General features: G+C 60.0%; 15 protein-coding genes, 3 tRNA genes and 3 rRNA genes. 11 read left to right on the forward strand and 10 right to left on the reverse strand.

Annotation, left to right across the window (positions count from 1 at the left end):
- Nucleotides 1-22 precede the first annotated feature (22 nt).
- Together AVCA_RS06310 and metR are read right to left on the reverse strand one after the other, a co-directional pair.
- Nucleotides 23-3112 (reverse strand): transglycosylase domain-containing protein, encoded by a 3090-nt coding sequence (locus tag AVCA_RS06310; RefSeq protein WP_012700032.1) that lies wholly within the window; start codon nucleotides 3110-3112, stop codon nucleotides 23-25.
- Between the two features lie 54 nt (nucleotides 3113-3166).
- The gene (gene metR, locus AVCA_RS06315; RefSeq protein WP_012700033.1) at nucleotides 3167-4165 is read right to left on the reverse strand and encodes a transcriptional regulator MetR; all 999 of its coding nucleotides are present in this window, start codon (nucleotides 4163-4165) and stop codon (nucleotides 3167-3169) included.
- A gap of 107 nt (nucleotides 4166-4272) precedes the next feature.
- Between metR and metE the strand changes: the two genes are divergently transcribed.
- Nucleotides 4273-6564: a 5-methyltetrahydropteroyltriglutamate--homocysteine S-methyltransferase gene (gene metE, locus AVCA_RS06320; protein ID WP_012700034.1), complete on the forward strand. Its 2292-nt coding sequence runs from the start codon at nucleotides 4273-4275 to the stop codon at nucleotides 6562-6564.
- 124 nt (nucleotides 6565-6688) lie between these two features.
- Nucleotides 6689-7675, forward strand: coding sequence for an alpha/beta fold hydrolase (locus tag AVCA_RS06325; protein ID WP_041807020.1), 987 nt, complete (start codon nucleotides 6689-6691; stop codon nucleotides 7673-7675).
- On the opposite strand, the gene glpD is transcribed toward AVCA_RS06325, so the two are convergent.
- Nucleotides 7602-9206 (reverse strand): glycerol-3-phosphate dehydrogenase, encoded by a 1605-nt coding sequence (gene glpD / locus AVCA_RS06330; RefSeq protein WP_081434876.1) that lies wholly within the window; start codon nucleotides 9204-9206, stop codon nucleotides 7602-7604. The two genes, AVCA_RS06325 and glpD, sit on opposite strands and share 74 nt — an antisense overlap.
- 46 nt (nucleotides 9207-9252) lie before the next feature.
- On the opposite strand from glpD, the gene ybaK reads away from it, so the two are divergent.
- Entirely contained in the window at nucleotides 9253-9720 is a 468-nt protein-coding gene (gene ybaK, locus AVCA_RS06335) for a Cys-tRNA(Pro) deacylase (RefSeq protein ID WP_012700037.1), read from the forward strand.
- A 41-nt stretch (nucleotides 9721-9761) separates the two neighbouring features.
- Here the strand turns inward: ybaK and AVCA_RS06340 are convergent, their stop codons facing one another.
- Nucleotides 9762-10871: an ABC transporter ATP-binding protein gene (locus AVCA_RS06340; protein ID WP_012700038.1), complete on the reverse strand. Its 1110-nt coding sequence runs from the start codon at nucleotides 10869-10871 to the stop codon at nucleotides 9762-9764.
- The gene (gene argF, locus AVCA_RS06345) at nucleotides 10868-11788 is read right to left on the reverse strand and encodes an ornithine carbamoyltransferase (protein ID WP_041807023.1); all 921 of its coding nucleotides are present in this window, start codon (nucleotides 11786-11788) and stop codon (nucleotides 10868-10870) included. The genes AVCA_RS06340 and argF overlap by 4 nt, the downstream gene beginning before the upstream one ends.
- Nucleotides 11789-12090: 302 nt before the next feature.
- Between argF and grxD the strand changes: the two genes are divergently transcribed.
- Nucleotides 12091-12417 carry a Grx4 family monothiol glutaredoxin gene (gene grxD, locus AVCA_RS06350; protein ID WP_012700040.1) on the forward strand — a complete coding sequence of 109 codons (327 nt, stop codon included), beginning with the start codon at nucleotides 12091-12093 and terminating at the stop codon, nucleotides 12415-12417.
- Nucleotides 12418-12852: 435 nt separating this feature from the next.
- Here grxD and bfr read toward each other — a convergent pair whose 3' ends face one another.
- From bfr to pyrC, 4 genes are all read right to left on the reverse strand, one after another.
- On the reverse strand, nucleotides 12853-13323 hold the full coding sequence (gene bfr / locus AVCA_RS06355; RefSeq protein ID WP_012700041.1) for a bacterioferritin: 471 nt from the start codon (nucleotides 13321-13323) through the stop codon (nucleotides 12853-12855).
- Between the two features lie 183 nt (nucleotides 13324-13506).
- Complete coding sequence (locus AVCA_RS24475; protein WP_072432620.1) at nucleotides 13507-13728, reverse strand: bacterioferritin-associated ferredoxin; 222 nt, start codon at nucleotides 13726-13728, stop codon at nucleotides 13507-13509.
- 316 nt (nucleotides 13729-14044) lie between these two features.
- Entirely contained in the window at nucleotides 14045-14719 is a 675-nt protein-coding gene (gene rnt, locus AVCA_RS06360; RefSeq protein WP_041807027.1) for a ribonuclease T, read from the reverse strand.
- Nucleotides 14716-15762: a dihydroorotase gene (gene pyrC / locus AVCA_RS06365; protein WP_012700043.1), complete on the reverse strand. Its 1047-nt coding sequence runs from the start codon at nucleotides 15760-15762 to the stop codon at nucleotides 14716-14718. Before pyrC ends, rnt begins: the two co-directional genes overlap by 4 nt.
- A 156-nt stretch (nucleotides 15763-15918) precedes the next feature.
- Here pyrC and AVCA_RS06370 point away from each other — a divergent pair, with 156 nt between their 5' ends.
- The 7 genes from AVCA_RS06370 to AVCA_RS06400 all read left to right on the forward strand — a co-directional run bounded on the left by AVCA_RS06370 (nucleotide 15919) and on the right by AVCA_RS06400 (nucleotide 23403).
- Nucleotides 15919-17139: an argininosuccinate synthase gene (locus AVCA_RS06370; RefSeq protein ID WP_012700044.1), complete on the forward strand. Its 1221-nt coding sequence runs from the start codon at nucleotides 15919-15921 to the stop codon at nucleotides 17137-17139.
- 420 nt (nucleotides 17140-17559) lie between these two features.
- Nucleotides 17560-19095 (forward strand): 16S ribosomal RNA (locus AVCA_RS06375).
- A gap of 91 nt (nucleotides 19096-19186) precedes the next feature.
- Nucleotides 19187-19263 (forward strand) — tRNA-Ile (locus AVCA_RS06380).
- A gap of 44 nt (nucleotides 19264-19307) precedes the next feature.
- A tRNA-Ala gene (locus AVCA_RS06385) sits at nucleotides 19308-19383 on the forward strand.
- Between the two features lie 245 nt (nucleotides 19384-19628).
- Nucleotides 19629-22520: ribosomal RNA gene (locus tag AVCA_RS06390) — 23S ribosomal RNA — on the forward strand.
- A gap of 161 nt (nucleotides 22521-22681) precedes the next feature.
- A 5S ribosomal RNA gene (gene rrf / locus AVCA_RS06395) occupies nucleotides 22682-22797 on the forward strand.
- Together the 16S, 23S and 5S rRNA genes with 2 tRNA genes alongside form the textbook arrangement of a ribosomal RNA operon.
- Nucleotides 22798-23326: 529 nt before the next feature.
- A tRNA-Pro gene (locus AVCA_RS06400) sits at nucleotides 23327-23403 on the forward strand.
- Nucleotides 23404-24049: 646 nt separating this feature from the next.
- Here the strand turns inward: AVCA_RS06400 and mobA are convergent.
- On the reverse strand, nucleotides 24050-24631 hold the full coding sequence (gene mobA / locus AVCA_RS23985; RefSeq protein ID WP_175556034.1) for a molybdenum cofactor guanylyltransferase MobA: 582 nt from the start codon (nucleotides 24629-24631) through the stop codon (nucleotides 24050-24052).
- Between the last annotated feature and the right edge of the window lie 61 nt (nucleotides 24632-24692).

Consider the following 24692-nt stretch of genomic DNA (forward strand, 5'->3'; position numbering starts at 1 on the left):
GGACGGGGAAGGCTGCTGCTGTTCAGTTCCGCGCGCTCGCCGGTGCTTGGCAGAGGCTGTTCTGTCCCCGCAGATAGGGCTGCAGGATCGGCGCCATGCCCTTGAGCACCTGTACCGGCAATGCCGAGGTGAAGCGGAACTTCTCCGCGGCGCGACCGGGAACGTAGGCGGTGAGGGTGCCGAAGTGGTTCGGGCCGAGGTAGAAGACGAAGGTGGCGGTGCGGTTCAGTGCCTGAGAGCTGATCACATAGCCACCGCGAGCGACCCGCTGGATACGGTTGTCGCCGGTGCCGGTCTTGCCGCCGACGGTCAGGGGCTTGCCGTCGGCCTGCTGGAAGCTGCCGAACAGGCGCCGTGCCGTGCCGTTTTCCACTACCTGGGCGAGAGCGCCGCGCAGGGCTGCCGCGACCTCCGGGGCCAATACCCGGCGGGCGCGACCGGGGGCGAGGCCGAGACGGGTTTCGTAGGGGGTGTCGACGGCGAATTCCAGGTTGTCGATGCGCACCACCGGCAGGCGCACGCCATCGTTGAGGATGATGCCGATCAGCTCGGCGAGCGCCGCCGGGCGATCTCCCGAACTGCCCAGGGCGGTGGCCAGCGAAGGCACCAGATGGGGGAAGGGATAGCCGAGCTGCTGCCAGCGCTGGTGGATGTCGAGGAAGGCCTCGACCTCCACCATGGTGCGGATGCGGCTGTCCCGGGCGCTGCGATGCCGGCTCTTGAACAGCCAGCCGTAGACTTCCTGGCGCTCGTCGCGGCTGGCTTCCACCACCTCCTGGTAGCTGGCCGCCGGGTGCTGGATCAGATAGCCCAGCAGCCACAGGTCGAGGGGATGGACCCGGGCGATGTAGCCCTGGTCGGGCAGGCTGTAGGCGCCCGGGCCGTAGCTGCGGTAGAGGCTGTCGAGACGTTTCTCGGTGAGGGTGCGGTCGTTCGGCAGGTGGGCGCGCAGGAAGGTATCGAAGGTGGCGCGGTCGCTCTGCGGCAACAGGTAGCGGTGCACCGCGGCGAGCCGCACCGATGTGACGCGCAGGCCTTCGAGGAAGGTGGCCAGGCGCTCGTCGCTGCTCTTGCCCCGGTACTTGTTCCAGAAGCGGCGCAGGTAGACCGTGCCCTCGCGGTCGGCGAAGCGGGTCAGGTATTCCAGGCGGCGCGGGTCCTGGTCGTCCTTGAGCAGGGCGACGCTGTTGTTCGGCGACTGGTAGATGGTGTAGCGGACGATGTCGCGCAGCAGGCGCACGAAAGGCAGGTTGATCGAGTCGCGCAGGGCCTCGCGCATGGTCGGTCGGCGTCCGTTGTCCACCCTGTTGAAGTTGGTGAAGGTGTGCAGGCCGCCGCCGGTGAAGAAGCTCTCTCCGGGGCTCGCCGAGTAGCGCCGTTCGAGGGCCGCGTCCAGCATGGCCGGCAGGGTTCCGCCGGGATTCGCCATCAGCCACTCGATGGCCCACTGGGTCAGGAAATCCAGCGGCTCCGTCTCGGCCCTGGCTGCCTGCAGGGCGGTCCGTTCCTGTCCGGCGAAACGCGCGTGCAGCTCGGCGATGATTTCCAGATAGGTGGTCAGCACCCGCAGCTTGGCGGTCGAGCCCAGCTCCAGCTTGCTGCCTTCGTTGATATCGAAGGGTTGTGTGGTGCTGTCGGTCTGCACCCGCACGAGGAAGCTGTCGCCACTGCGCTCGAACAGCGTGAAGCTGTAGCGCACTTCGGCGGTTTTCTCCGGCGACAGCAGGCGTTCGCCGAACAGACCGATGCCTTCGGCGAACGACGGATCGGCCAGTTGGCCCAGATAGCGGGTGACCGCATCCTGCAGTTCGCCCTGCAGGGGCGTGCTGGCGGACAGGTCGAAACGATCGAGGTCGTACAACGAGCGTTGCAGCAGGGTGGCCAGGCGGCTGCGGGCGACACTGATGCCCTTGGTGGTTTCGACAGGCTGGACCACGGGCTCCTGCATCCAGTCGCGGAACACGGCGCGCCGGGCGAGGGCGGCCTCGGCCAGCACGGGGTCGAGCAGGCCGCCCTTGCGCAGCAGGCGGATGTGGCTATCGGTGAGGGTGGCCAGTTCTTCGCGGCCGGCGATCAGGTAGTGGGAGGGGCGACGCTGGGCGATCAGCAGCGAGAGCACCTGGCGCAACGCCAGGCCGCGCTCGGCCGGATCGGCGTCCGCCGAGGCGAGCAGCCGGTTGACCTGTGCGAAGTCGGTGCCGTACCAGACCCGCAGGCCGTCGGCCAGGCCGTGCACTTCGCCGTAGCCCGGCGCGGCGGCGAGCGGCACGCTGTTCAGGTAGTCGCGCACCACGTTCCGCCGGGCCTCCATCGTCTGCGCTCCACCCTGGTAGGCACGCACGCTGGCGGAGAACATCTGCCGCAGTTTTTCCATCGCCGAGTCGGTCAGGCCATCCGGCGAATGGCGGTATTTCTCGATCTGTGTGGCCAGGGTGCTGCCGCCGGCCGTCTGGCCGGACAAACCGAACATCTCGCGGACCTGCGAGAGCGCGGCCTTGGCGAAGCGCGGCCAGTCCACCGCGGGGTTGGCCAGTGGCTGCGACGGGTCGAGCAGATAGCGGTTTTCGATGAACAGCAGGCTGTGCACCACCAGCGGCGGAATACTGGCATAGCTGGAATAGAACTCCCTCGGCAGGCGGTAGCTATAAAGCGGCATGCCGCGGCAGTCGCTGATGGTCAGCCCGGCCTGGGGTTTTTCCGCGTAGGGCGGGAACAGGCGGCGGTGGCTGTATTCCAGCAGCGGCTGGGAGAAGCGCGCCTGGCGGGTGATCTCGAAACCCCGCTGTTCGAGCCGCGGCAGCCATTCGGGCAACGCCGTGTAGCCCAGGCGGCGATCGTAGGGGCCGTATTCCGGAAAGTGGATCGCCGGACTCGGGCCATCGCCCACGGAGTAGCCGAGGGTCGCCGCGTAGCGGCTCAATTCCCGCGACTGCAGGCGCGAGGTCTGCAGTTCGAAATAGAGCAGTACGCCGAGCACAGCGGCACCGGCCAGCACCACGAACCAGACCAGCAGGCGCCAGCGCAACCGGTGGGAAGGCGGGGGCGCTGAGGTCGGCAGGTCGCGCTCGGAGAGTGCGGATCGCTGTTCATCTCGCTGCCAAATTACACCCATATCGACCTGTACCTGGCGTTTCCCGCCTGTCCGCTTGTCCGTCGGATAATTAGCTTAGCCGTTGCCCGATGGCGCCGGGGAGCCTCTTTTGCCAGCCTTTTGTGCTTCATCTCTCTTTGTCGCGGAGGAGCGATCTTTCTGTGCCGCGCTGACCCCCTCGAGGGTGGAGAAGGAGGTGTCCTTGGCGGTCAGTAGGAAGTCGCGCATGAAGGGGGCGTCCAGCATGTCGGCACGGATCGCCGCATACAGCGTGGCGTGCAGGCCCTTTTCGCTGAGCCGCCTGGCGGTGACGTAACCGCGCGAGCTGTACTCGTGCAGCGCCCAGTTCGGCAGGCTGCAGACCCCGCGTCCGGAGGCCACGAGCTGCAGCATCATCACCGTCAGCTCGGCGGTGCGCACACCGGCCGGTTCGATATCGGCCGGGTCGAGGAAGCGTGTGAATATGTCCAGGCGATCACGCTCCACAGGGTAGTGGATCAGCACTTCCTCGGCTAGGTCAGCAGGTCGGATGTATGCCTTGGCAGCCAACGGGTGCTGGTTGGCCACGGCCAGCAACGCCTCGTAGGTGAACAGCGGCACGTAGGCGATGCCGGGCATTTCCAGCGGATCGGAAGTCACCACCAGATCGAGATCGCCGCGCGCCAGGGCCGGCAGGGGCGCGAAGGGGAAACCGGAGGCGAGATCCAGTTCGACTTCGGGCCAGGCATCGCGGAACTGGTCGATGGTCGGCATCAGCCACTGGAAGCAACTGTGGCATTCGATGGCCATGTGCAGGCGGCCGGCGGTTCCACCGGCGAGGCGCGCCAGGTCTCGTTCGGCGCTGCGCAACTGGGGCAGCAGGGCATCGGCCAGTTGCAGCAGACGCAGACCGGCACTGGTGAAACGCAGCGGTTTGGTCTTGCGTACGAACAGCTGCAGGCCGAGGCGCTCCTCCAGCTCCTTGAACTGGTGGGACAACGCCGACTGGGTCAGATGCAGACGCTCGGCGGCCTCCACCAGACTGTCGGCCTCGCGCAGGGCGTGCAGGGTACGCAGGTGGCGCAGCTCGAGCATAAGGGGCTCCCATGAAAATTTATAAAGTTAATCAAGAATAATCTGAGTTTGTCTCATGCTGGAGGCCTTGTCGACAATGCCGCCCTCACTGATATGGAGGAAGGCGCATGGCCCTGTCTCACACCCTTGGATTCCCGCGCATCGGCCGCAATCGTGAATTGAAACAGGCCCTCGAAGCCTATTGGCAGGGCCGGCTGGACGAGGCCGGTCTGCGTGCGGTCGGCCGCTCGCTGCGTGCGTCCCACTGGCGGATGCAGCGGGATGCCGGCATCGAGCTGCTGCCGGTCGGCGATTTCGCCTGGTACGACCAGGTACTCGCCCATTCGCTGCTAGTCGGCGCGATTCCCCCGCGCTTTCGCCCGGCCGACGGGCGGATCGGCCTGGATACCCTGTTCGCCATGGCGCGCGGCACCGGTACCCGGGCGCTGGAGATGACCAAGTGGTTCGATACCAACTATCACTATCTGGTCCCCGAATTCAGCGTCGACCAGGAGTTCCGGCTGAGCTGGGAGCAGTTGTTCGAAGAGGTGGCCGAGGCTCACCAGTCGGGATACAGGGTCAAGCCGGTACTGCTCGGCCCCTTGACCTATCTCTGGCTGGGCAAGGCACGGGACGACGCGTTCGACCGGTTGGAGCTGCTCGAACGGCTGCTGCCGGTCTATGGCGAGATCCTCGGCCGGCTCGCCGCGCTGGGTGTGGAGTGGGTGCAGATCGACGAGCCGATCCTGGTGCTGGACCTGCCCCAGGCCTGGAAAAGCGCCTTCGAGCGTGCCTATCACCTGCTCCAGCAGACGCCGCCGAAAAAGTTGCTGGCGACCTATTTCGGCGCGCTGGAGGACAACCTCGGCCTGGCGGCGAACCTGCCGGTCGACGGCCTGCACATCGACCTGGTCCGTGCCCCGCAGCAACTGGCCGGCGTGCTCGACCGTCTGCCGTCGTACAAGGTGCTGTCCCTCGGCATGGTTGACGGCCGTAACATCTGGCGCTGCGATCTGGAGCAGGCCCTGCGGTTGCTGCGCCTGGCAGCCGAACGTTTCGGCCAGCGGCTGTGGGTGGCGCCATCCTGTTCGCTGTTGCACTGTCCGATGGATCTGGCCCGGGAGGACGGGCTCGACGAGGAGTTGAAAAGCTGGCTGGCCTTCGCCGTGCAGAAATGCACCGAGGTGGCCATCCTGGCCAAGGCCGTGGAGACGCCTGGGGCACCCGCGGTGCAGGCGGCGCTGGTGGAGAGTCGGAGTGCCCGGGAGACGCGTCGAGGTTCCCCGCGTATCCACAAGCCGGCCGTGCAGGCCCGACTGCATGGTATCGGCGAAGATGACTGGCGCCGGCCGACGGCATTCGCCGGGCGTATCGTCAGGCAGCACGCGCAGCTCGGTCTGCCGCCGTTCCCCACCACCACCATCGGTTCCTTCCCGCAGACCGCCGAGATTCGCCAGGCGCGCCAGGCTTTCCGGCGTGGGGAGCTGGACGAGTCCGGTTATGAGGCGACGATGCGGGCACAGATCCGCCTGGCGATCGAGGTGCAGGAGCGTCTCGGGCTGGATGTGCTGGTGCACGGCGAGGCCGAGCGCAACGATATGGTCGAGTATTTCGCCGAGCAACTGGACGGCTATGCCTTCACCCGTTCCGGCTGGGTGCAGAGCTATGGCTCGCGTTGCGTCAAGCCGGCACTGATCGTGGGCGATATCCAGCGGACGCGACCGATGACGGTGGAGTGGATACGCTATGCCCAGAGTCTCACCGACAAGCCAGTGAAGGGCATGCTCACCGGGCCCGTGACCATGCTGATGTGGTCCTTCCCGCGCGAGGACCTGTCGCGCGAGCAGCAGGCGCTGCAACTGGCCCTGGCGATCCGCGACGAAGTGCAGGATCTGGAGGCTGCCGGCATCCGCATCGTACAGATCGACGAGGCGGCTTTCCGCGAGGGATTGCCGTTGCGCCAGGCCGAGCGCAGGCATTACCTGGACTGGGCGGTTCGGGCCTTCCGTCTGTGCAGTTCGGGGGTGCGCGACGAAACCCAGATCCACACCCACATGTGCTACAGCGAGTTCAACGACCTGATCGAGGCCATCGCGGCGCTGGATGCCGATGTCCTCTCCATCGAGACCTCGCGTTCGCAGATGGAGCTGCTCGAGGCTTTCGAGGCGTTCGCCTATCCCGGCGAGGTCGGTCCCGGTATCTACGACATCCATTCGCCGCGCGTTCCGGACCGGGAGGAAATACTCGCACTGCTGCGACAGGCTGCCGAACGCATCCCACCGGAACGCTTGTGGGTGAATCCCGACTGCGGCCTGAAGACTCGCGGTTGGACGGAAGCCGAAGCGGCGCTGGCGAACATGGTGGCCGCGGCGCGGGCACTGCGTGCCTCCCGGCTGCAGGTGAGCGAGAACAGCGCCTGAGCGGACGAAGGGAGAGTGCTTGCTCGGCAATCTTCATCAAATTGTCACGGTTCTGTGGTAACGCGCCCGAACGAATATCCGCATAATTTTGATCGAATGGAGTTTTGTTTTCCGGGTATTTGCGATGCGCACATTGTTCTTTTGGATCGTCATGCTGTGCAGCCTGCCAAGTCTGGCGGCATCCCGCTGCGATCTTCAGGCGCCGACCGCCCTGGCCGATGTAGGGCCGGTGCAACTGGCCTACCAGAGCATCGGCCGTGAAACCGATCCGGCCCTGGTGCTGGTCATGGGGCTGGGCGGCCAGTTGATCGATTGGCCCGACGAGGTGCTGCTCGGTCTGTGCCGGCAGGGCTTCCGGGTCATCCGGTTCGACAACCGCGACGTCGGTCTCTCCGCCTGGCGGCAGGAGGTGCCCAAGGTCAGCCTGACCTACGGGGTGCTGCGCCACCGGCTCGGGCTGCCGGTGTCCGCGCCTTATGGCCTGCGTGACATGGCCCGGGACACGCTGGCGCTGATGGCGCGGCTACAAGTGCCGCGTTTTCATGTGCTCGGCGTCAGCATGGGCGGCATGATCGCCCAACATATGGCCGATCTGGCTCCGGAGCGGGTACGGAGCCTGACTCTGATCATGACCAGTTCCAGTGCGCTGGGGTTGCCGGGGCCCAGCGCGGCGCTGCTGAAGCTGCTGGCGCAACGCGAGGCCGGCAGCCGCGAGGTGGCGATCGAGCGCCAGGTCGAATTGCTCGCCGCGCTGAGCAGCCCGCAGGTCGAGGTCGACCGCGAGCAGCTCAGGCGTCAGGCTGCGACGGCCTATGACCGCGCCTTCAATCCGGAGGGGGTCAAGCGGCAGATCCTCGCCGTGCTGGCCGAACCCAGTCGCGTCGAACTGCTCGAGCGCCTCCACTTGCCGACCCTGGTGGTGCACGGGACTGCCGACCCGTTGCTGCCGGTGATGCATGGCGTGCATGTCGCCGCGCATGTGCGGGGCAGCGAGCTACGGCTGATCCCCGGCCTGGCCCACCGTTTCCAGGAGGCTTTCAAGGAGCCGTTGCTGGCGGCGGTACTGCCGTATCTGCGCAGTCAGCGTCGGGAGGCCCTGGCTCGGTTGTAGGCACGCATGGCCTGACGGCTGGCCGCTCGCTCAGATACCCGGCGAGCCGCCGCTGTGCGGCCGGCGGCAGCAGGAGGCCGAGTTTAGTGCGCCGCCAGAGGATGTCGTCGGCCTGCTCGGCCCACTCCTCGCGGCACAGGTAATCCACTTCCCGGCCGTACAGTCCGCCGCCCAAGTGTTCACCGAGGTGGGCTGCCTGAGTGGCGCCTTCGAGCAGGCGATAGGCACGGCTGCCGTAGGTCTGGGCCCAGCGCTGGGCGAGCCCGTCGGGCAGCCAGGTGAACTCCTGCAGCAGGGTGCCTGCCAATACATCCGGATCCTCCAGCTCTTCGCCGCCGGGCAATGCGGTGCCGGCGGTCCAGCTCGGCTTCATGGGCGGCAGGAAGGGGGACAGTTGTTCCAGCGCCGTCTCGGCGAGCCGGCGATAGGTGGTCAGTTTGCCGCCGAAGACCGAAAGCAGGGGGGCCTGGCCTTGTCCGGTGGACAGGCTGAGGCTGTAGTCGCGGGCGATGGCGGCCGGGTCATGGGACTCATCGTCGAGCAGCGGGCGCACGCCAGAGAAGCTGTGGCGAATGTCGCTACGCTGCAGCGGTCGCTTGAAATGGGCGTTGACCACTCGCAGCAGGTAGTCGATCTCGGTTTCGCTGATATTCACTTCGGCCGGGTCGCCGGCGAACTCCCGGTCGGTGGTGCCGATCAGGCTGTAACGCTGCAGGTAGGGAATGACGAAGACGAGGCGCCTGTCCTCGTTCTGCAGAATGTAGGCTTCGTTGCCTTCGTACAGCCGCGGTGCGATCAGGTGGCTGCCCTGAACCAGGCGGATGCGCCGGGGCGGGCTCTGGTGCAGGACATCCTCGATGAAGCGGGTCACCCACGGGCCGGTGGCGTTCACCAGAGCCCGGGTCCGGACAGTGGAGCGGTGGCCGTCGGCCCGCTGCAGTTCGATCCGCCAGAGGCCCTGCTGGCGTTGTGCGGAAAGGCAGCGGGTGCGGGGACAGACGATCGCGCCCCTTTCCCTTGCGGCCATGGCGTTGAGCACTACCAGGCGGGCATCGTCCACCTGGCAGTCGGCGAACTCAAAACCGCGGCGGATTTCCGGTTTGAGCGGGCTGTCCGCTGCGAAGCGTACCGCCTGCGAGGCGGGCAGTTGCCCATGGCCGCTCAGACGGTCGTAGAGGAACAGGCCGAGCCGGATCATCCAGGCCGGTCGCAACTGAGGGCGCAAGGGAAGCAGGAAGCGCAGCGGCCGAACGATATGGGGAGCTTTGGCCAGTAATATTTCGCGCTCGGCCAGGGCTTCGCGTACCAGGCGGAATTCGCCCTGCTCGAGATAGCGCAAACCGCCGTGGATCAGTTTGCTGCTGGTGGAGGAGGTGTGTGCGGCCAGATCGTGCTGTTCGCACAACAGCACGCGCAGGCCACGTCCGGCGGCATCGGCGGCAATGCCGACGCCATTGATACCACCACCGACCACGACCAGGTCGTAGAGTGGGGTGTCGGAGGAGAGGGAGGCTGGGGAATTATTATCCATTTCGGCTAAGGTAACGGTTCTATGGTCCCATTTTCCACTTTCGAGTATGACTCCCGCTATCGATCTGCTGAAAAAAGCCCATTCCGAGTTTCGCGTGCATAGTTATACCCATGATCCCAAATCCGCCTCCTATGGTCTGGAGGCAGCGGAAAAGCTGGGGTTGCCGCCAGAGCGAGTCTACAAGACGCTGCTGGCCGCGACCGAGAAAGGAGAACTGCTGGTAGCGGTGGTGCCGGTTGCCGGCAGCCTGGATCTGAAGGCCCTGGCCAGCGCAGCCGGTGTCAAAAGGGTCGATATGGCCGATGCCGGCGTTGCGCAGCGTAGCACCGGCTATCTGGTGGGCGGTATCAGTCCACTGGGCCAGAAGAAACGCCTGCGTACCTTCATCGACGAATCGGCTCGCACCTTCCCGAGTATCTTCGTCAGTGCCGGTCGTCGCGGACTGGAGGTGGAACTGGCTGCGCAGGCGCTGGCCGAACACACCCGGGCCAGCTTTGCGGCTATCGGGCGTTGAGCCCCGCAGACGCCGGGCTGACGCCTGCGACCATGCTGCGGTCAGCATGCCTCGCTGTAACGACGCACGCCGGAACTCGTCGGATCGGGCTGGAGGGAGCCATTGTCCGGGATGGGGAAAATCACCAGATGCTCGGCCGCCACACCGATGCCGACCTGTTCCCCGGGCTGGTGGTCGATATGGCTGGGGAAGACTGCTTCCAGCGGGCTGCCGGTGGGAAGCCGCAGGCGATAGAAAGTGGAGGCGCCGAGGAAGGTTTTGCCGGTGATGGTGGCCTTCAAGGCGCTGTCGGGCGTGTAGACGATGTCGTCCGGGCGCAACAGGACCTCCACGGAACTACCGACTGGGCAGGTGTAGGCACGGTTGCCCTGAATCACGCCGAGTTCGGTCTGCACCGTCTCCGGGCTCAGTAACTGGCCGCGAATGAAATAGCCCTGGCCGACGAAGCTGGCGACGAAGGGGGTGAGCGGTTCGTGATAGAGGTTGTAGGGAGTATCCCACTGCTCCAGATGGCCATTTCTGAATACGCCGACATGATCGCTGACCGCGAAGGCCTCTTCCTGATCATGAGTCACCAGTATTGCGCTGGTTCCGCGTGCCTTGAGGATATCGCGCACCTCGTGGCTGAGCTTGCGGCGCAATTCCACGTCCAAGTTGGAGAAGGGCTCGTCGAGCAGCAGCAACTGTGGCTCCGGCGCCAGGGCACGGGCAAGCGCCACACGTTGCTGCTGACCACCGGACAGTTCGTGGGGGTAGCGCTGCACGAGATGGGCGAGCTTGACCAACTCCAGCAACTCGGCGGTGATGCGTTCTCGCTGCGGGTGCTTGCGGATACCGAAGGCGACGTTCTCTGCCACCGTGAGGTGCGGAAACAGTGCATAGTCCTGGAATACCATGCCCATGCGTCGCTTCTCCGGGGCCAGGGTGAAGCCGGCACGGGAGATTATTTCGCCAGCGAGCTGGATCTCGCCTTCCTGTACCGATTCGAAGCCTGCGATGGCGCGCAGGGTGGTTGTCTTGCCGCAACCGGACGGGCCAAGCAGGCAGCCGATATCGCCCGCGTTCAGGTGAAGGTTGATCTGCTGGACGACCCTGTGGCCCTGGTAGCCGCAGACGAGATTGCGCAGGTTGAGCAGTAGGGAGTGGGTCATGCGTGGTGATAAGCCGGTTCGATGAGAAATTCCAGTAATGCCTTCTGTGCGTGCAGACGATTTTCCGCTTGGTCCCATACTACCGAGCGCGGGTCGTCGAGCAGGTCGAGACTGATCTCTTCGCCGCGGTGGGCCGGCAGGCAGTGCATGAAAAGGACATCGTCGGCCGAGAGATCAAGCAGTTCGCCGGTCACCTGGTAGGGCTTGAAGCGCGCCAGCCGATCTTCCTCTTCCGTTTCCTGGCCCATGGAGGTCCACACGTCGGTGCTGACCAGGTGTGCTCCGGCAACTGCTTCTCGAGGGTCTCGGACGATCTGTACCCGGTCAGGGGCAATGGCGATAAACTCGGGTTGGGGGTCGAAACCTTCCGGGCAGGCGATCCGGAGCTGGAAGTCGAATTGATGTGCCGCTTCGATATAGGTGTTGCACATGTTGTTGCCGTCGCCGATCCAGGCCACTGTCTTGCCCCGGATCGAGCCACGTTGCTCGTGGAAGGTCTGCATGTCGGCAAGCAACTGACAGGGATGCAGATCGTCGGACAGGCCATTGATGATGGGGATCCGGGAGTTCTCCGCGAAAATCCTCAGAGTGCTGTGGGAAAAGGTACGGATCATCACCGCGTCGAGCATGCGCGACATGACAATGGCCGTGTCGCTGACGGGCTCGCCGCGATTCAACTGGCTGTCTCGCGGCGAGAGAAAGATGGCTTGGCCGCCGAGCTGGATCATCCCGGCCTCGAAGGACAGGCGGGTACGAGTCGAGGCTTTCTCGAAAATCATGCCCAGCACGCGGTTTTTCAGCGGTTCGAACAGGGCACCGCCGTTGCGCAGATCCTTCAGCTCGATGCCGCGACGAATCAGGTTGGCCAGTTCCTGGGGCGTGCAGTCCATCAGTGAGAGAAAGTGCCTTGCGCTCATCATCAGTTCCTTTCTTATATCGGTACAGGCTGCAGGCCGGACGTGAATCTTCACCGGAAAACTGTGCCTGCAGCGGCCACTACTCGAGGGGGTGGCGAAAATGGGAAAACGACGATCTTATAAGGAAAATGCAAAGCCGCGCAAACCACGCCTGATGGCAATGAAAGCAAAGTCCATGCCTTTGCGTGAGTGGAAAAGAGAGGCTTTCAGAGGGCAGGGGTAAGGTTGAGCGCAAAGCTTGGTTTTCCGTTACAATGCCGCCATCGCGCCGATTTCGAGCCCAGCACAGCCGAGGTGACTCAATGGATATCATCGAAACCATTAAAGAGCAAATTGCCAGCAATGGCATTTTGCTGTATATGAAAGGCTCGCCGAATGCACCGCAGTGCGGCTTTTCCGCTCGCGCTGCGCAGGCCCTGATGGCTTGTGGCGAGCGATTTGCCTATGTCGATATCCTGCAGAATCCGGAGATTCGCGCCAATCTTCCGAAATATGCCAACTGGCCGACCTTCCCGCAGTTGTGGGTCAAAGGTGAGTTAATCGGGGGGAGTGACATCATTCTCGAATTGTTCGAAAAAGGTGAACTACAGCAGATCGTCAGAGGAGCGGCCGACAAAGCCGATGCTTGAGACGTGTCGTTCGCACGGGCTGTGTAAGAATCTAGCGGGGCGAGTCGCAAATTTGTTGTGATTTTTTCGAAGAGAAAAAGGTTTGCACGCCGAAAATAGCGTGCGAATTTATGACTTGCCCTACTACCAGTAGTAGTTCAATAAGGATGGTTCGATAAATGCCCGTATCGAGAGATGGGGGCATTTTATCATGTGTTTAAACGCGGAGAGCCAGGCGGGTATCGTACTTCCTCTGTGAGGCGATCTTCGTGTTGGCTGTCTTGCTTCTGCAGTAGCGCCCGAAGAGGCGCCGCTTCTATTTTCTTTACTTCGGATGTGGCTGGGGCGTCTGGCGAGAGCGAGACCGAAGAGAAACGCCCCAGGTGGTGGGGCGTTTTTGCTGGATGGTGCCCTGCTTGTGCTCGTTCTCGGTGGTGCCATTGCGGCTCCTGCCGCTTACTCATCCATTTGCGATTGCAGATAATTTTCCAGGCCGATCTTATCGATCAAGTCCAGCTGGGTTTCCAGCCAATCGATATGGTCTTCTTCGGATTCAAGGATGTCTTCTAGCAATTCGCGGCTGGCATAGTCCCCAACGCTTTCGCAGTAGGCAATGGCGGCCTTCAGGTCGGGCAACCCTGCTTGCTCAAGTTTCAGATCACACTCGAGCATTTCCTTAGTGTGTTCACCGATGAGAAGCTTGCCGAGCTCCTGGAGGTTGGGCAGGCCCTCGAGAAACAGAATACGCTTGATCAATTTGTCGGCATGCTTCATCTCATCGATGGATTCGTGATACTCATGCTTGCCGAGTTTCTCCAGCCCCCAGTCTTCATACATGCGTGCATGTAGGAAGTACTGGTTGATCGCGATCAACTCGTTACCGAGGATCTTGTTGAGGTGTTGGATGACTATCTTATCGCCTTTCATGTCCATTCCTTTTGAATAGGGATGTCGATGAGGCAGTTTGGTCTTTTGGACTGGATATGTCAAAAGCTAAGTGATTGAGTCTAATAGAGAATAAGTCTCTAGTGCGACTGTTTGGAGCGGCTGGATGGCGAGGAGAGTGTGATGGAGGAAGCCAAGACTTGCGGGGTCTGGCTTCCAGAGGCATCAAGAGGCAGCCAGTGCCGCCGGGCAGAAGGTTGCATCCTGGGTGTTTTGTGCCCCTTCGCCAAGGGTTTCTCGCGCGATCTGTTTGGCGACGCAGGCGCATTTGCCGCACTGTGTGCCAACGCCCAAGGCAATCCGCACATCACGATAAGTGCAGCAGCCGCCCTGAATTGCGCTACGGATTTGACCATCGGTAATACCTTGGCAAAGACATACGTACATAGGCGCCTCTGTTCGGCAGAGAATGACGTGTTTGAGAGGATCCTAATCTTAATGAGAATGATTGTCAAAGTTTTGATCGGCCGTTGGTCGGCCTGTGTTCTGCGGGGCCTGAAGGCGCTAATGCGGTTTTGGGCTGTTGCTGTCTGCTGCCATTGGCAGTGATTGGGCAAGTTGCCAGTGGCTGGCTTTGAGCAGGCTGTGACCTGCCATCATGGGGGGTATGGCTTGCCGGGCGTGCCTGGGTGAGTCTTGATGGTGTCGATCGGCTTGGCCAAGAAAAAGGAGCCAAATAGAAAAGGAAGGGGTAGTTCCCTGCTCAAGCAAAATCTACCCAGCCGCCCATTTCCTTCCACCGATTGACGATGCCGCAGAACAACTCGGCAGTTTTTTCCGTGTCATAGCGCGCCGAGTGGGCCTCGCGGCCATCGAATTCGATACCTGCACTTTGGCATGCTTTGGCAAGCACGGTTTGGCCATAGGCAAGCCCTGCCAGGGTAGCAGTATCGAAGCTGGAGAAGGGGTGAAAGGGATTGCGCTTGATGTCACAACGGGCCACGGCTGCATTGAGAAAGGCCAAATCGAAGCTGCTGTTGTGGCCCACTAAAATAGCGCGTTTGCATCCGTGGGACTTGACCGCCTTGCGTACGCCTCGGAAGATTTCCTGCAGGGCGTGTTCCTCGCTAACCGCCATTCGCAGAGGGTGATCCAGCTTGATTCCCGTGAACTCCAGGGCTGCTGCTTCGATATTGGCGCCTTCGAAAGGCTCGACCCGGAAGAAGTGACTGTGTTCGGGAAACAGGAGACCTTGCTCGTCCATGCCAATGGTAATGGCTGCAATTTCCAGCAGGGCATCGGTAGCACTATTGAAGCCACCTGTCTCGACATCTACCACGACCGGCAAGTAGCCGCGAAAGCGGTGCGCCATAGGATGGCGCGATGCATGAGTAGCATTGGACGTTTCGAGGATGTCATCGAAGCGTTCTTCGGTCACATTTTTTCCTCCAGCAGACGCCAGCGCAGCTTTTCTCCTGCGCGCAATGGAACCAGACTATGCTCGCCAAATGTCATGCAGGCTGGTGCTGTCCACTCCTCGCGAATTAGCGTTATGTGGTCGGTGTTCCGCGGAATGCCGTAGAAGTCGGCGCCATGGTGGCTGGCAAAGGCCTCCAGCCGGTCCAGGGCGCTGCGTTGCTCGAAGGCTTCAGCATACAACTCGATGGCTGCGTACGCCGTATAGCAGCCGGCGCAGCCGCAAGCCGCTTCCTTGGCGTGACGGGCGTGTGGCGCCGAGTCGGTACCAAGAAAGAATTTTGTGTTACCGCTGGTGGCCGCATCCAGCAAGGCCTCCTGGTGAGTCCTGCGTTTGAGGATTGGCAAGCAGTAGAAGTGGGGGCGTATGCCGCCGACCAGCATGTGGTTGCGGTTGTACAGAAGGTGATGGGCGGTAATGGTGGCGCCAACATTGCTGCTACTGGTTTCCACAAATTGAACGGCATCTCGGGTAGTGATGTGTTCGAATACCACCTTAAGTGTAGGGAAGTGCTCGATTATGCGGACCAGATTTTCATCTATGAAGCGCTTTTCGCGATCGAATACATCGACTTCGCTGTGAGTCACCTCTCCGTGTACTAGAAGTGGCAGGCCTGCCTCGGCCATCGCTTCCAGTATTGGAAAGATGTTGTCGATGCGTGTGACCCCGGCATCCGAATTGGTTGTGGCGCCCGCAGGATATAATTTTGCTGCATGCACAAAGCCTTGGGCCTTGGCGGTTCGGATATCCTCTGGGGAGGTCTTGTCCGTGAGGTAGAGGGTCATCAGGGGTTCGAAGCGACTGTCCGCAGGGCGTGCGGCCTGGATGCGTTGCCGATAGGCGCCCGCCTCGGACGCGTTGCGTACGGGTGGAACCAGATTGGGCATGACGATGGCGCGACCGAACGTGCGTGCTGCATCCGTCACCGTTCGGCTCAGGGCGGCACCATCGCGAAGATGAATATGCCAGTCATCAGGGCGTAGCAGTATCAGTCTATCGGGCATCGAGACTTCCAGAAAAGTGAGGCTGCCGTGCATCCTACCGGAAAAGGCTTCTGGCGGCACTTGTCACTTGGGGCTGAAGGGAGGAGTGGCTCTGTAAAAGGCTGGGCGGCACCGTTACAATCGGCGCCTTTTCGTAAACCCTGTGGAGCTGATGGCATGGCGGATGTGAAAAAGGTTGTCTTGGCTTATTCCGGCGGCCTGGATACCTCTGTGATCCTCAAGTGGTTGCAGGATACCTACAACTGCGAGGTTGTAACCTTCACCGCTGATTTGGGTCAGGGCGAAGAGGTCGAGCCGGCGCGAGCCAAGGCGCAGGCTCTCGGTGTCAAAGAGATCTTTATCGACGATCTGCGCGAAGAGTTCGTGCGCGACTTCGTTTTCCCGATGTTCCGTGCCAACACCGTCTACGAAGGCGAGTATCTGTTGGGTACTTCTATCGCCCGTCCGCTGATTGCCAAGCGTCTGATCGAAATCGCCAACGCTACTGGCGCCGATGCTATTTCCCATGGCGCAACCGGTAAGGGTAACGATCAGGTGCGCTTCGAGTTGGGGGCCTATGCGCTGAAGCCTGGTGTCAAGGTGATCGCCCCTTGGCGTGAGTGGGACCTGCTGTCTCGTGAGAAGTTGATGGATTACGCCGAGAAGCACGGTATTCCGATCGAGCGTCATGGCAAGAAGAAATCACCCTATTCCATGGATGCCAACCTACTGCACATTTCCTATGAGGGGGGCGTGCTGGAGGACACATGGACCGAGCATGAAGAGGATATGTGGCGTTGGACTAAGTCTCCTGAGGCCGCACCGGATGTGCCGACCTACGTTGAGCTGACTTATCGTGGAGGGGATATCGTTGCCATCGACGGTGTCGAGCGGACTCCAGCTCAGGTGTTGGGTGAGTTGAACAGAATGGGGGGCGAGAATGGTATCGGGCGCCTCGATATCGTGGAGAACCGCTACGTCGGCATGAAGTCGCGCGGTTGCTATGAGACTCCCGGTGGCACCATCATGCTCAAGGCCCGCCGAGCTATCGAGTCGATCACCCTCGATCGTGAAGTGGCTCATCTGAAGGATGAGTTGATGCCTAGGTACGCCAGCCTGATCTACAACGGTTATTGGTGGAGTCCGGAGCGGCTGATGCTGCAGCAGATGATTGATGCTTCGCAAACCAGTGTGAATGGTGTAGTGCGCCTGAAACTGTACAAGGGCAACGTCATTGTGGTTGGTCGTAAGTCGGATGACTCGTTGTTTGATGCCAGTATCGCGACCTTCGAGGAGGATGGAGGCGCTTACAATCAGGCGGATGCTGCGGGCTTTATCAAGCTTAATGCACTGCGTATGCGCATCGCCGCCAGTAAGGGGCGTAACACACTGAAGTGATGCGAGGGGCTGGCTTGGAGAGGGCATTGCTCCGCCGACACCCTTTCGTCGTCTTCCTGGTTCTGGGTGGGTATCTCTCTGCTATCTTGGATTCAAAGGGTCATTGTTTTGAGGCTTGGTGCGTGACAGTTTTTGAGGGATCGCTGCCGTCATGAATCAGGTTGGGTCTGATTGATTTCAAATGTTCTGGGATTTTGTTTTTTGCTGCTTGACAGGCTGTCGTTCTACGGTAGAATGCGCGGCCTCGGACGGGGAAGCCCGGTCGAAACGCTCTTTAACAAAGTGGAATCAAGCAATTCGTGTGGGCGCTTGTGGCAAGCCTGGCATCGCAAGACAGTCAGCAAGTCCAAGCGACTCGTGAATTCATGAGTTATGGCGATTGCTGAGCCAAGTTTGGGATCTTAGGATCCGAACGAATTGAAACTGAAGAGTTTGATCATGGCTCAGATTGAACGCTGGCGGCAGGCCTAACACATGCAAGTCGAGCGGCAGCGGGACCTTCGGGTTGCCGGCGAGCGGCGGACGGGTGAGTAATGCCTAGGAATCTGCCTGTTAGTGGGGGATAACGCGGGGAAACTCGCGCTAATACCGCATACGTCCTACGGGAGAAAGTGGGGGACCCTCGGGCCTCACGCTAACAGATGAGCCTAGGTCGGATTAGCTAGTTGGTGGGGTAAAGGCCCACCAAGGCGACGATCCGTAACTGGTCTGAGAGGATGATCAGTCACACTGGAACTGAGACACGGTCCAGACTCCTACGGGAGGCAGCAGTGGGGAATATTGGACAATGGGCGAAAGCCTGATCCAGCCATGCCGCGTGTGTGAAGAAGGTCTTCGGATTGTAAAGCACTTTAAGTTGGGAGGAAGGGCGCTCGGTGAATACCCAAGCGTCTTGACGTTACCGACAGAATAAGCACCGGCTAACTTCGTGCCAGCAGCCGCGGTAATACGAAGGGTGCAAGCGTTAATCGGAATTACTGGGCGTAAAGCGCGCGTAGGTGGTTCGGCAAGTTGGATGTGAAAGCCCCGGGCTCAACCTGGGAACCGCATCCAAAACTACTGGGCTAGAGTACGGTAGAGGGTGGTGGAATTTCCTGTGTAGCGGTGAAATGCGTAGATATAGGAAGGAACACCAGTGGCGAAGGCGACCACCTGGACCGATACTGACACTGAGGTGCGAAAGCGTGGGGAGCAAACAGGATTAGATACCCTGGTAGTCCACGCCGTAAACGATGTCGACTAGCCGTTGGGCTCCTTGAGAGCTTAGTGGCGCAGCTAACGCATTAAGTCGACCGCCTGGGGAGTACGGCCGCAAGGTTAAAACTCAAATGAATTGACGGGGGCCCGCACAAGCGGTGGAGCATGTGGTTTAATTCGAAGCAACGCGAAGAACCTTACCTGGCCTTGACATCCTGCGAACTTTCAAGAGATTGATGGGTGCCTTCGGGAGCGCAGAGACAGGTGCTGCATGGCTGTCGTCAGCTCGTGTCGTGAGATGTTGGGTTAAGTCCCGTAACGAGCGCAACCCTTGTCCTTAGTTACCAGCGATTCGGTCGGGCACTCTAAGGAGACTGCCGGTGACAAACCGGAGGAAGGTGGGGATGACGTCAAGTCATCATGGCCCTTACGGCCAGGGCTACACACGTGCTACAATGGTCGGTACAAAGGGTTGCCAAGTCGCGAGGCGGAGCTAATCCCAGAAAACCGATCGTAGTCCGGATCGCAGTCTGCAACTCGACTGCGTGAAGTCGGAATCGCTAGTAATCGCGAATCAGAATGTCGCGGTGAATACGTTCCCGGGCCTTGTACACACCGCCCGTCACACCATGGGAGTGGGTTGCTCCAGAAGTAGCTAGTCTAACCCTCGGGAGGACGGTTACCACGGAGTGATTCATGACTGGGGTGAAGTCGTAACAAGGTAGCCGTAGGGGAACCTGCGGCTGGATCACCTCCTTAATCGAAGATCCGGCTTATCATAAGCACCCACACGAATTGCTTGATTCCCTGGCAAACAGCGATTGGGTCTAGACCCGAGAGTGAGACGATTGGGTCTGTAGCTCAGTTGGTTAGAGCGCACCCCTGATAAGGGTGAGGTCGGCAGTTCGAATCTGCCCAGACCCACCAATTGTCAAGGGTCGTGGCCGGTGTCGACCTCGCGCAAGGCAAGAGGGGCCATAGCTCAGCTGGGAGAGCGCCTGCTTTGCACGCAGGAGGTCAGGAGTTCGATCCTCCTTGGCTCCACCACCCACCACCATCGCTGAAAGCTTAGAAATGAGCATTTCCCATAGGGCGAATGCTGATTTCTGGTCTTTGCGCCAGAACCGTTCTTTAACAATTCGGGTATGTGATAGAAGTACGACGCGTCGATTGTTTCACTGCGATCGGCGTGGTCAAGGCAAATGTGCGAGTTCAAGCGCAAATGTTCGGCAAATGTCGTCTTCACACCAGCCAGGCACGGCCGCGAGGCCACAGATTGCTTGGGGTTATATGGTCAAGTGAAGAAGCGCATACGGTGGATGCCTTGGCAGTCAGAGGCGATGAAAGACGTGGTAGCCTGCGATAAGCGTCGGGGAGGCGGCAAACGGCCCGTGATCCGGCGATCTCTGAATGGGGAAACCCACCCGGCACAAGCCGGGTATCTTGTCCTGAATCCATAGGGGCAAGAGGCGAACCAGGGGAACTGAAACATCTAAGTACCCTGAGGAACAGAAATCAACCGAGATTCCCTTAGTAGTGGCGAGCGAACGGGGAGCAGCCCTTAAGTTGGCTTGGGATTAGTGGAAGGCTCTGGAAAGTGCCGCCGTAGCGGGTGATAGCCCCGTACACGAAAGTCCCTGGTCAATGAAATCGAGTAGGACGGCGCACGTGAAACGTTGTCTGAACATGGGGGGACCATCCTCCAAGGCTAAATACTCCTGACTGACCGATAGTGAACCAGTACCGTGAGGGAAAGGCGAAAAGAACCCCGGAGAGGGGAGTGAAATAGAACCTGAAACCGTATGCGTACAAGCAGTGGGAGCCCACTTCGTTGGGTGACTGCGTACCTTTTGTATAATGGGTCAGCGACTTATATTCAGTGGCAAGCTTAACCGTATAGGGGAGGCGTAGCGAAAGCGAGTCTTAATAGGGCGCCAAGTCGCTGGGTATAGACCCGAAACCGGGCGATCTATCCATGAGCAGGTTGAAGGTTAGGTAACACTGACTGGAGGACCGAACCGACTCCCGTTGAAAAGGTAGCGGATGACTTGTGGATCGGAGTGAAAGGCTAATCAAGCTCGGAGATAGCTGGTTCTCCTCGAAAGCTATTTAGGTAGCGCCTCGTGTATCACTGCCGGGGGTAGAGCACTGTTTCGGCTAGGGGGTCATCCCGACTTACCAAACCGATGCAAACTCCGAATACCGGCAAGTGCCAGCACGGGAGACACACGGCGGGTGCTAACGTCCGTCGTGAAAAGGGAAACAACCCAGACCGTCAGCTAAGGTCCCAAAGTCCTGGTTAAGTGGGAAACGATGTGGGAAGGCTTAGACAGCTAGGAGGTTGGCTTAGAAGCAGCCACCCTTTAAAGAAAGCGTAATAGCTCACTAGTCGAGTCGGCCTGCGCGGAAGATGTAACGGGGCTCAAACCAGGCACCGAAGCTACGGGTGCATCGCAAGATGCGCGGTAGAGGAGCGTTCTGTACGCCTGTGAAGGTGAGTCGAGAGGCTTGCTGGAGGTATCAGAAGTGCGAATGCTGACATGAGTAACGACAATGGGTGTGAAAAACATCCACGCCGAAAGACCAAGGGTTCCTGCGCAACGTTAATCGACGCAGGGTGAGTCGGCCCCTAAGGCGAGGCTGAAAAGCGTAGTCGATGGGAAACGGGTTAATATTCCCGTACTTCTGGTTGCTGCGATGGGGGGACGGAGAAGGCTAGGCCAGCTTGGCGTTGGTTGTCCAAGTTTAAGGCGGTAGGCCGATCACTCAGGCAAATCCGGGTGGTCAAGGTCGAGAACCGATGACGAGCCTTCCTTTACGAAGGCGAAGTGGTTGATGCCCTGCTTCCAAGAAAAGCCTCTAAGCTTCAGGTAACCAGGAACCGTACCCCAAACCGACACAGGTGGTCGGGTAGAGAATACCAAGGCGCTTGAGAGAACTCGGGTGAAGGAACTAGGCAAAATGGCACCGTAACTTCGGGAGAAGGTGCGCCGGTGAGGGTCAAGGATTTACTCCGTAAGCCCATGCCGGTCGAAGATACCAGGCCGCTGCGACTGTTTATTAAAAACACAGCACTCTGCAAACACGAAAGTGGACGTATAGGGTGTGACGCCTGCCCGGTGCCGGAAGGTTAATTGATGGGGTTAGCGCAAGCGAAGCTCTTGATCGAAGCCCCGGTAAACGGCGGCCGTAACTATAACGGTCCTAAGGTAGCGAAATTCCTTGTCGGGTAAGTTCCGACCTGCACGAATGGCGTAACGATGGCGGCGCTGTCTCCACCCGAGACTCAGTGAAATTGAAATCGCTGTGAAGATGCAGTGTATCCGCGGCTAGACGGAAAGACCCCGTGAACCTTTACTGTAGCTTTGCACTGGACTTTGAGCCTGCTTGTGTAGGATAGGTGGGAGGCTTTGAAGTGGGGACGCCAGTTCCCATGGAGCCATCCTTGAAATACCACCCTGGCATGCTTGAGGTTCTAACTCCGGTCCGTCATCCGGATCGAGGACAGTGTATGGTGGGCAGTTTGACTGGGGCGGTCTCCTCCCAAAGCGTAACGGAGGAGTACGAAGGTGCGCTCAGCGTGGTCGGAAATCACGCGCAGAGTATAAAGGCAAAAGCGCGCTTGACTGCGAGACAGACACGTCGAGCAGGTACGAAAGTAGGTCTTAGTGATCCGGTGGTTCTGTATGGAAGGGCCATCGCTCAACGGATAAAAGGTACTCCGGGGATAACAGGCTGATACCGCCCAAGAGTTCATATCGACGGCGGTGTTTGGCACCTCGATGTCGGCTCATCACATCCTGGGGCTGAAGCCGGTCCCAAGGGTATGGCTGTTCGCCATTTAAAGTGGTACGCGAGCTGGGTTTAGAACGTCGTGAGACAGTTCGGTCCCTATCTGCCGTGGACGTTTGAGATTTGAGAGGGGCTGACCTTAGTACGAGAGGACCGGGTTGGACGAACCTCTGGTGTTCCGGTTGTCACGCCAGTGGCACTGCCGGGTAGCTACGTTCGGAAGAGATAACCGCTGAAAGCATCTAAGCGGGAAACTCGCCTCGAGATGAGATCTCACTGGAGCCTCGAGCTCCCTGAAGGGCCGTCGCAGACTACGACGTTGATAGGTGGGGTGTGTAAGCGTTGTGAGGCGTTGAGCTAACCCATACTAATGGCCCGTGAGGCTTGACCATATAACGCCCAAACAATCTGTTGCCAGCCCCAGCGGGGCGGCACGGAGAGGGCGCAGCCGACAGGCCGAAGATTTGGCTGGACCGCACGCTGCCGGAAACAGGCTACCGCTATCACCTACCCGATTGGCTGTCGTGTCATCGACACGGCGGCAACCGAATTGCTTGACGATCATAGAGCGTTGGAACCACCTGATCCCATCCCGAACTCAGCAGTGAAACGACGCATCGCCGATGGTAGTGTGGGGTTTCCCCATGTGAGAGTAGGTCATCGTCAAGCGCCTTTTGCGAACCCCCGGACCGAGTCATCGGTCCGGGGGTTTTTGCTTGGCCCTGGCTCGTAGGTCCGCCCCGGCAAGGGCTCGTCTCTCTCCGCAGGCCCGTCGGGTGGCGCCCCGGCCGTTTTCCTCCGGGCGCGCCGCTGTTCCGTTCGCTGCTCTTCCCTCAGGACATCTACGCTTGTAAGGCGGCAAGACCAGTCGGGATCACTATGCGCGAGGTTTCCAGATGCCTGCTTGGTATCGTGGATCACTTTGAATGAGATGGTTTAAGTTCGCCACCAATTGGCAGTTGCGCCCAGGGCCGTCGGGTAAACGCGTCAAGGAGTGTGACGCGATAGGTAGTATCGCAGTAGGTGCAACCAAATGGGACGGTGGGGGCTGATATCGTTCCTCTTGCCCGTGGAGCTTTAAAGCAGCGTTCTTTCCGGACCCTTGGGTATTCTTCACATTCACCCGAGGCAGAGAGTGTGAAAATTTTCATTAACCCCTTGTGCATAAAAAGTTTTTCTGTAAAATGCGCGCCATCTTCGGAGCGTAGCGCAGCTTGGTAGCGCGTCTCGTTCGGGACGAGAAGGTCGCTGGTTCGAATCCAGTCGCTCCGACCAATCAAGGGTACCCGGTTTTTCTCGGGGTGTTTGCAAGACGTTGATCCAGGTAAGAATGAAGCGCCCCGGTTACCGGGGCGTTTTGTTTTGTGGGTCGGGCTGGCTGATCCAGCAGTGAAGTAAAAATCCTTTTGAGCTAGCAGGACCCTATTCGGCGGTGTTTTCCAGCCAAGGGTATTTGCCATAGGAATAGATGGCTGTATTCATCAGAACACTATGCTTCACTATTTCTCAAAAGGTGTTCTACGAGCCATGACCGTCGGGTTGCTGCTTGTTTCGGTGTACTTGACCGATCAACCGGTGGATCATTCCATCGCTCGTCCGATATCGTTTCCTACAGTGTCAATCCTCGGCAGCCTCGAGCGTTCGGATTTGCACTAACTGCATCCAGCGCCGAACGACTTCTCGACAAGGCTTCATGCCTTGGTCAAAGTGGGAGTTTCAGGCCGTGCTCCCCAATCATCTGTACGATTTGAGGCTGGCGTCGAGGTTCTGAGTTTCGTAGTTCAGGGATGAGTCATCTGGGACGGATTGTCCGCTATATCAAAAGAATTGAACCACCTACCATAGTGTGGCGGCTTTCTGAGGTAATGGAGCTATACGGTTCTGCGGAAGGCTAATTCATCGCAACTCAATAGCCCGTCAGTCAGGTCGGAAATTGCTCTAGCAGTCGCGGTGTGTTCAGGTTGGCCAGCCGTGAATCTCCCGATGCGCATTGCAGAACTGTAGCCTCATGTGCCAGAAAGACCCGGCGCGGACTGCGCTCGCCGTCCTGCCAGGCCCTTTCGAGGGCTGGTTCCAGGCTCTTGGGGATCAAGCAGAACAGGGGCTCCCATTGCTGACCCTGACGTAGCAGCAAAGGACGTTCGGGGTGGGCGCTGGCATGTTGGCGCATGCTGTACAACAGTGCGGCATCGACCAGGGGGGCATCGCAGGGCAAGATCAGCAGCCAGCCATGACGGGCGACTGCCAGTCCTGCGCGGATACCGGCCAAGGGGCCCGGGAAGTCCGGTCTGTCGTCATGCACTACATGATCGGCATAGAGTGCATAACGTTCAGTATTGCGATTGCAGGAAATGATCAGGTCGCTGGTGATCGGTCGCGTCACTGCGTGTAGGTGGGCAATCAACGGCTTGCCCCGCCACTCCAGCAACCCTTTGTCATGTCCCCCCATGCGTTGTCCCCGGCCGCCAGCCAGCAATAGCACGGAGCAGGGAGGAAGGGGCATGGTCATTGAATGGTTCCGGCGGTGGCTTGTGGTATAACTCCGGCCCGACTTCTCCGTGATA

Origin of the sequence: Azotobacter vinelandii CA (assembly GCF_000380335.1) — a bacterium.
GTDB lineage: Bacteria > Pseudomonadota > Gammaproteobacteria > Pseudomonadales > Pseudomonadaceae > Azotobacter > Azotobacter vinelandii.

What these genes read in the sequence shown, in the direction of transcription:
- AVCA_RS06310 (WP_012700032.1), bottom strand. Translation starts at nt 3,112, where the DNA reads ATGGGTGTAATTTGGCAGCGAGATGAACAGCGATCCGCACTCTCCGAG.
- metR (WP_012700033.1), bottom strand. Translation starts at nt 4,165, where the DNA reads ATGCTCGAGCTGCGCCACCTGCGTACCCTGCACGCCCTGCGCGAGGCC.
- metE (WP_012700034.1), top strand. Translation starts at nt 4,273, where the DNA reads ATGGCCCTGTCTCACACCCTTGGATTCCCGCGCATCGGCCGCAATCGT.
- AVCA_RS06325 (WP_041807020.1), top strand. Translation starts at nt 6,689, where the DNA reads ATGCGCACATTGTTCTTTTGGATCGTCATGCTGTGCAGCCTGCCAAGT.
- glpD (WP_081434876.1), bottom strand. Translation starts at nt 9,206, where the DNA reads ATGGATAATAATTCCCCAGCCTCCCTCTCCTCCGACACCCCACTCTAC.
- ybaK (WP_012700037.1), top strand. Translation starts at nt 9,253, where the DNA reads ATGACTCCCGCTATCGATCTGCTGAAAAAAGCCCATTCCGAGTTTCGC.
- AVCA_RS06340 (WP_012700038.1), bottom strand. Translation starts at nt 10,871, where the DNA reads ATGACCCACTCCCTACTGCTCAACCTGCGCAATCTCGTCTGCGGCTAC.
- argF (WP_041807023.1), bottom strand. Translation starts at nt 11,788, where the DNA reads ATGAGCGCAAGGCACTTTCTCTCACTGATGGACTGCACGCCCCAGGAA.
- grxD (WP_012700040.1), top strand. Translation starts at nt 12,091, where the DNA reads ATGGATATCATCGAAACCATTAAAGAGCAAATTGCCAGCAATGGCATT.
- bfr (WP_012700041.1), bottom strand. Translation starts at nt 13,323, where the DNA reads ATGAAAGGCGATAAGATAGTCATCCAACACCTCAACAAGATCCTCGGT.
- AVCA_RS24475 (WP_072432620.1), bottom strand. Translation starts at nt 13,728, where the DNA reads ATGTACGTATGTCTTTGCCAAGGTATTACCGATGGTCAAATCCGTAGC.
- pyrC (WP_012700043.1), bottom strand. Translation starts at nt 15,762, where the DNA reads ATGCCCGATAGACTGATACTGCTACGCCCTGATGACTGGCATATTCAT.
- AVCA_RS06370 (WP_012700044.1), top strand. Translation starts at nt 15,919, where the DNA reads ATGGCGGATGTGAAAAAGGTTGTCTTGGCTTATTCCGGCGGCCTGGAT.
- mobA (WP_175556034.1), bottom strand. Translation starts at nt 24,631, where the DNA reads ATGCCCCTTCCTCCCTGCTCCGTGCTATTGCTGGCTGGCGGCCGGGGA.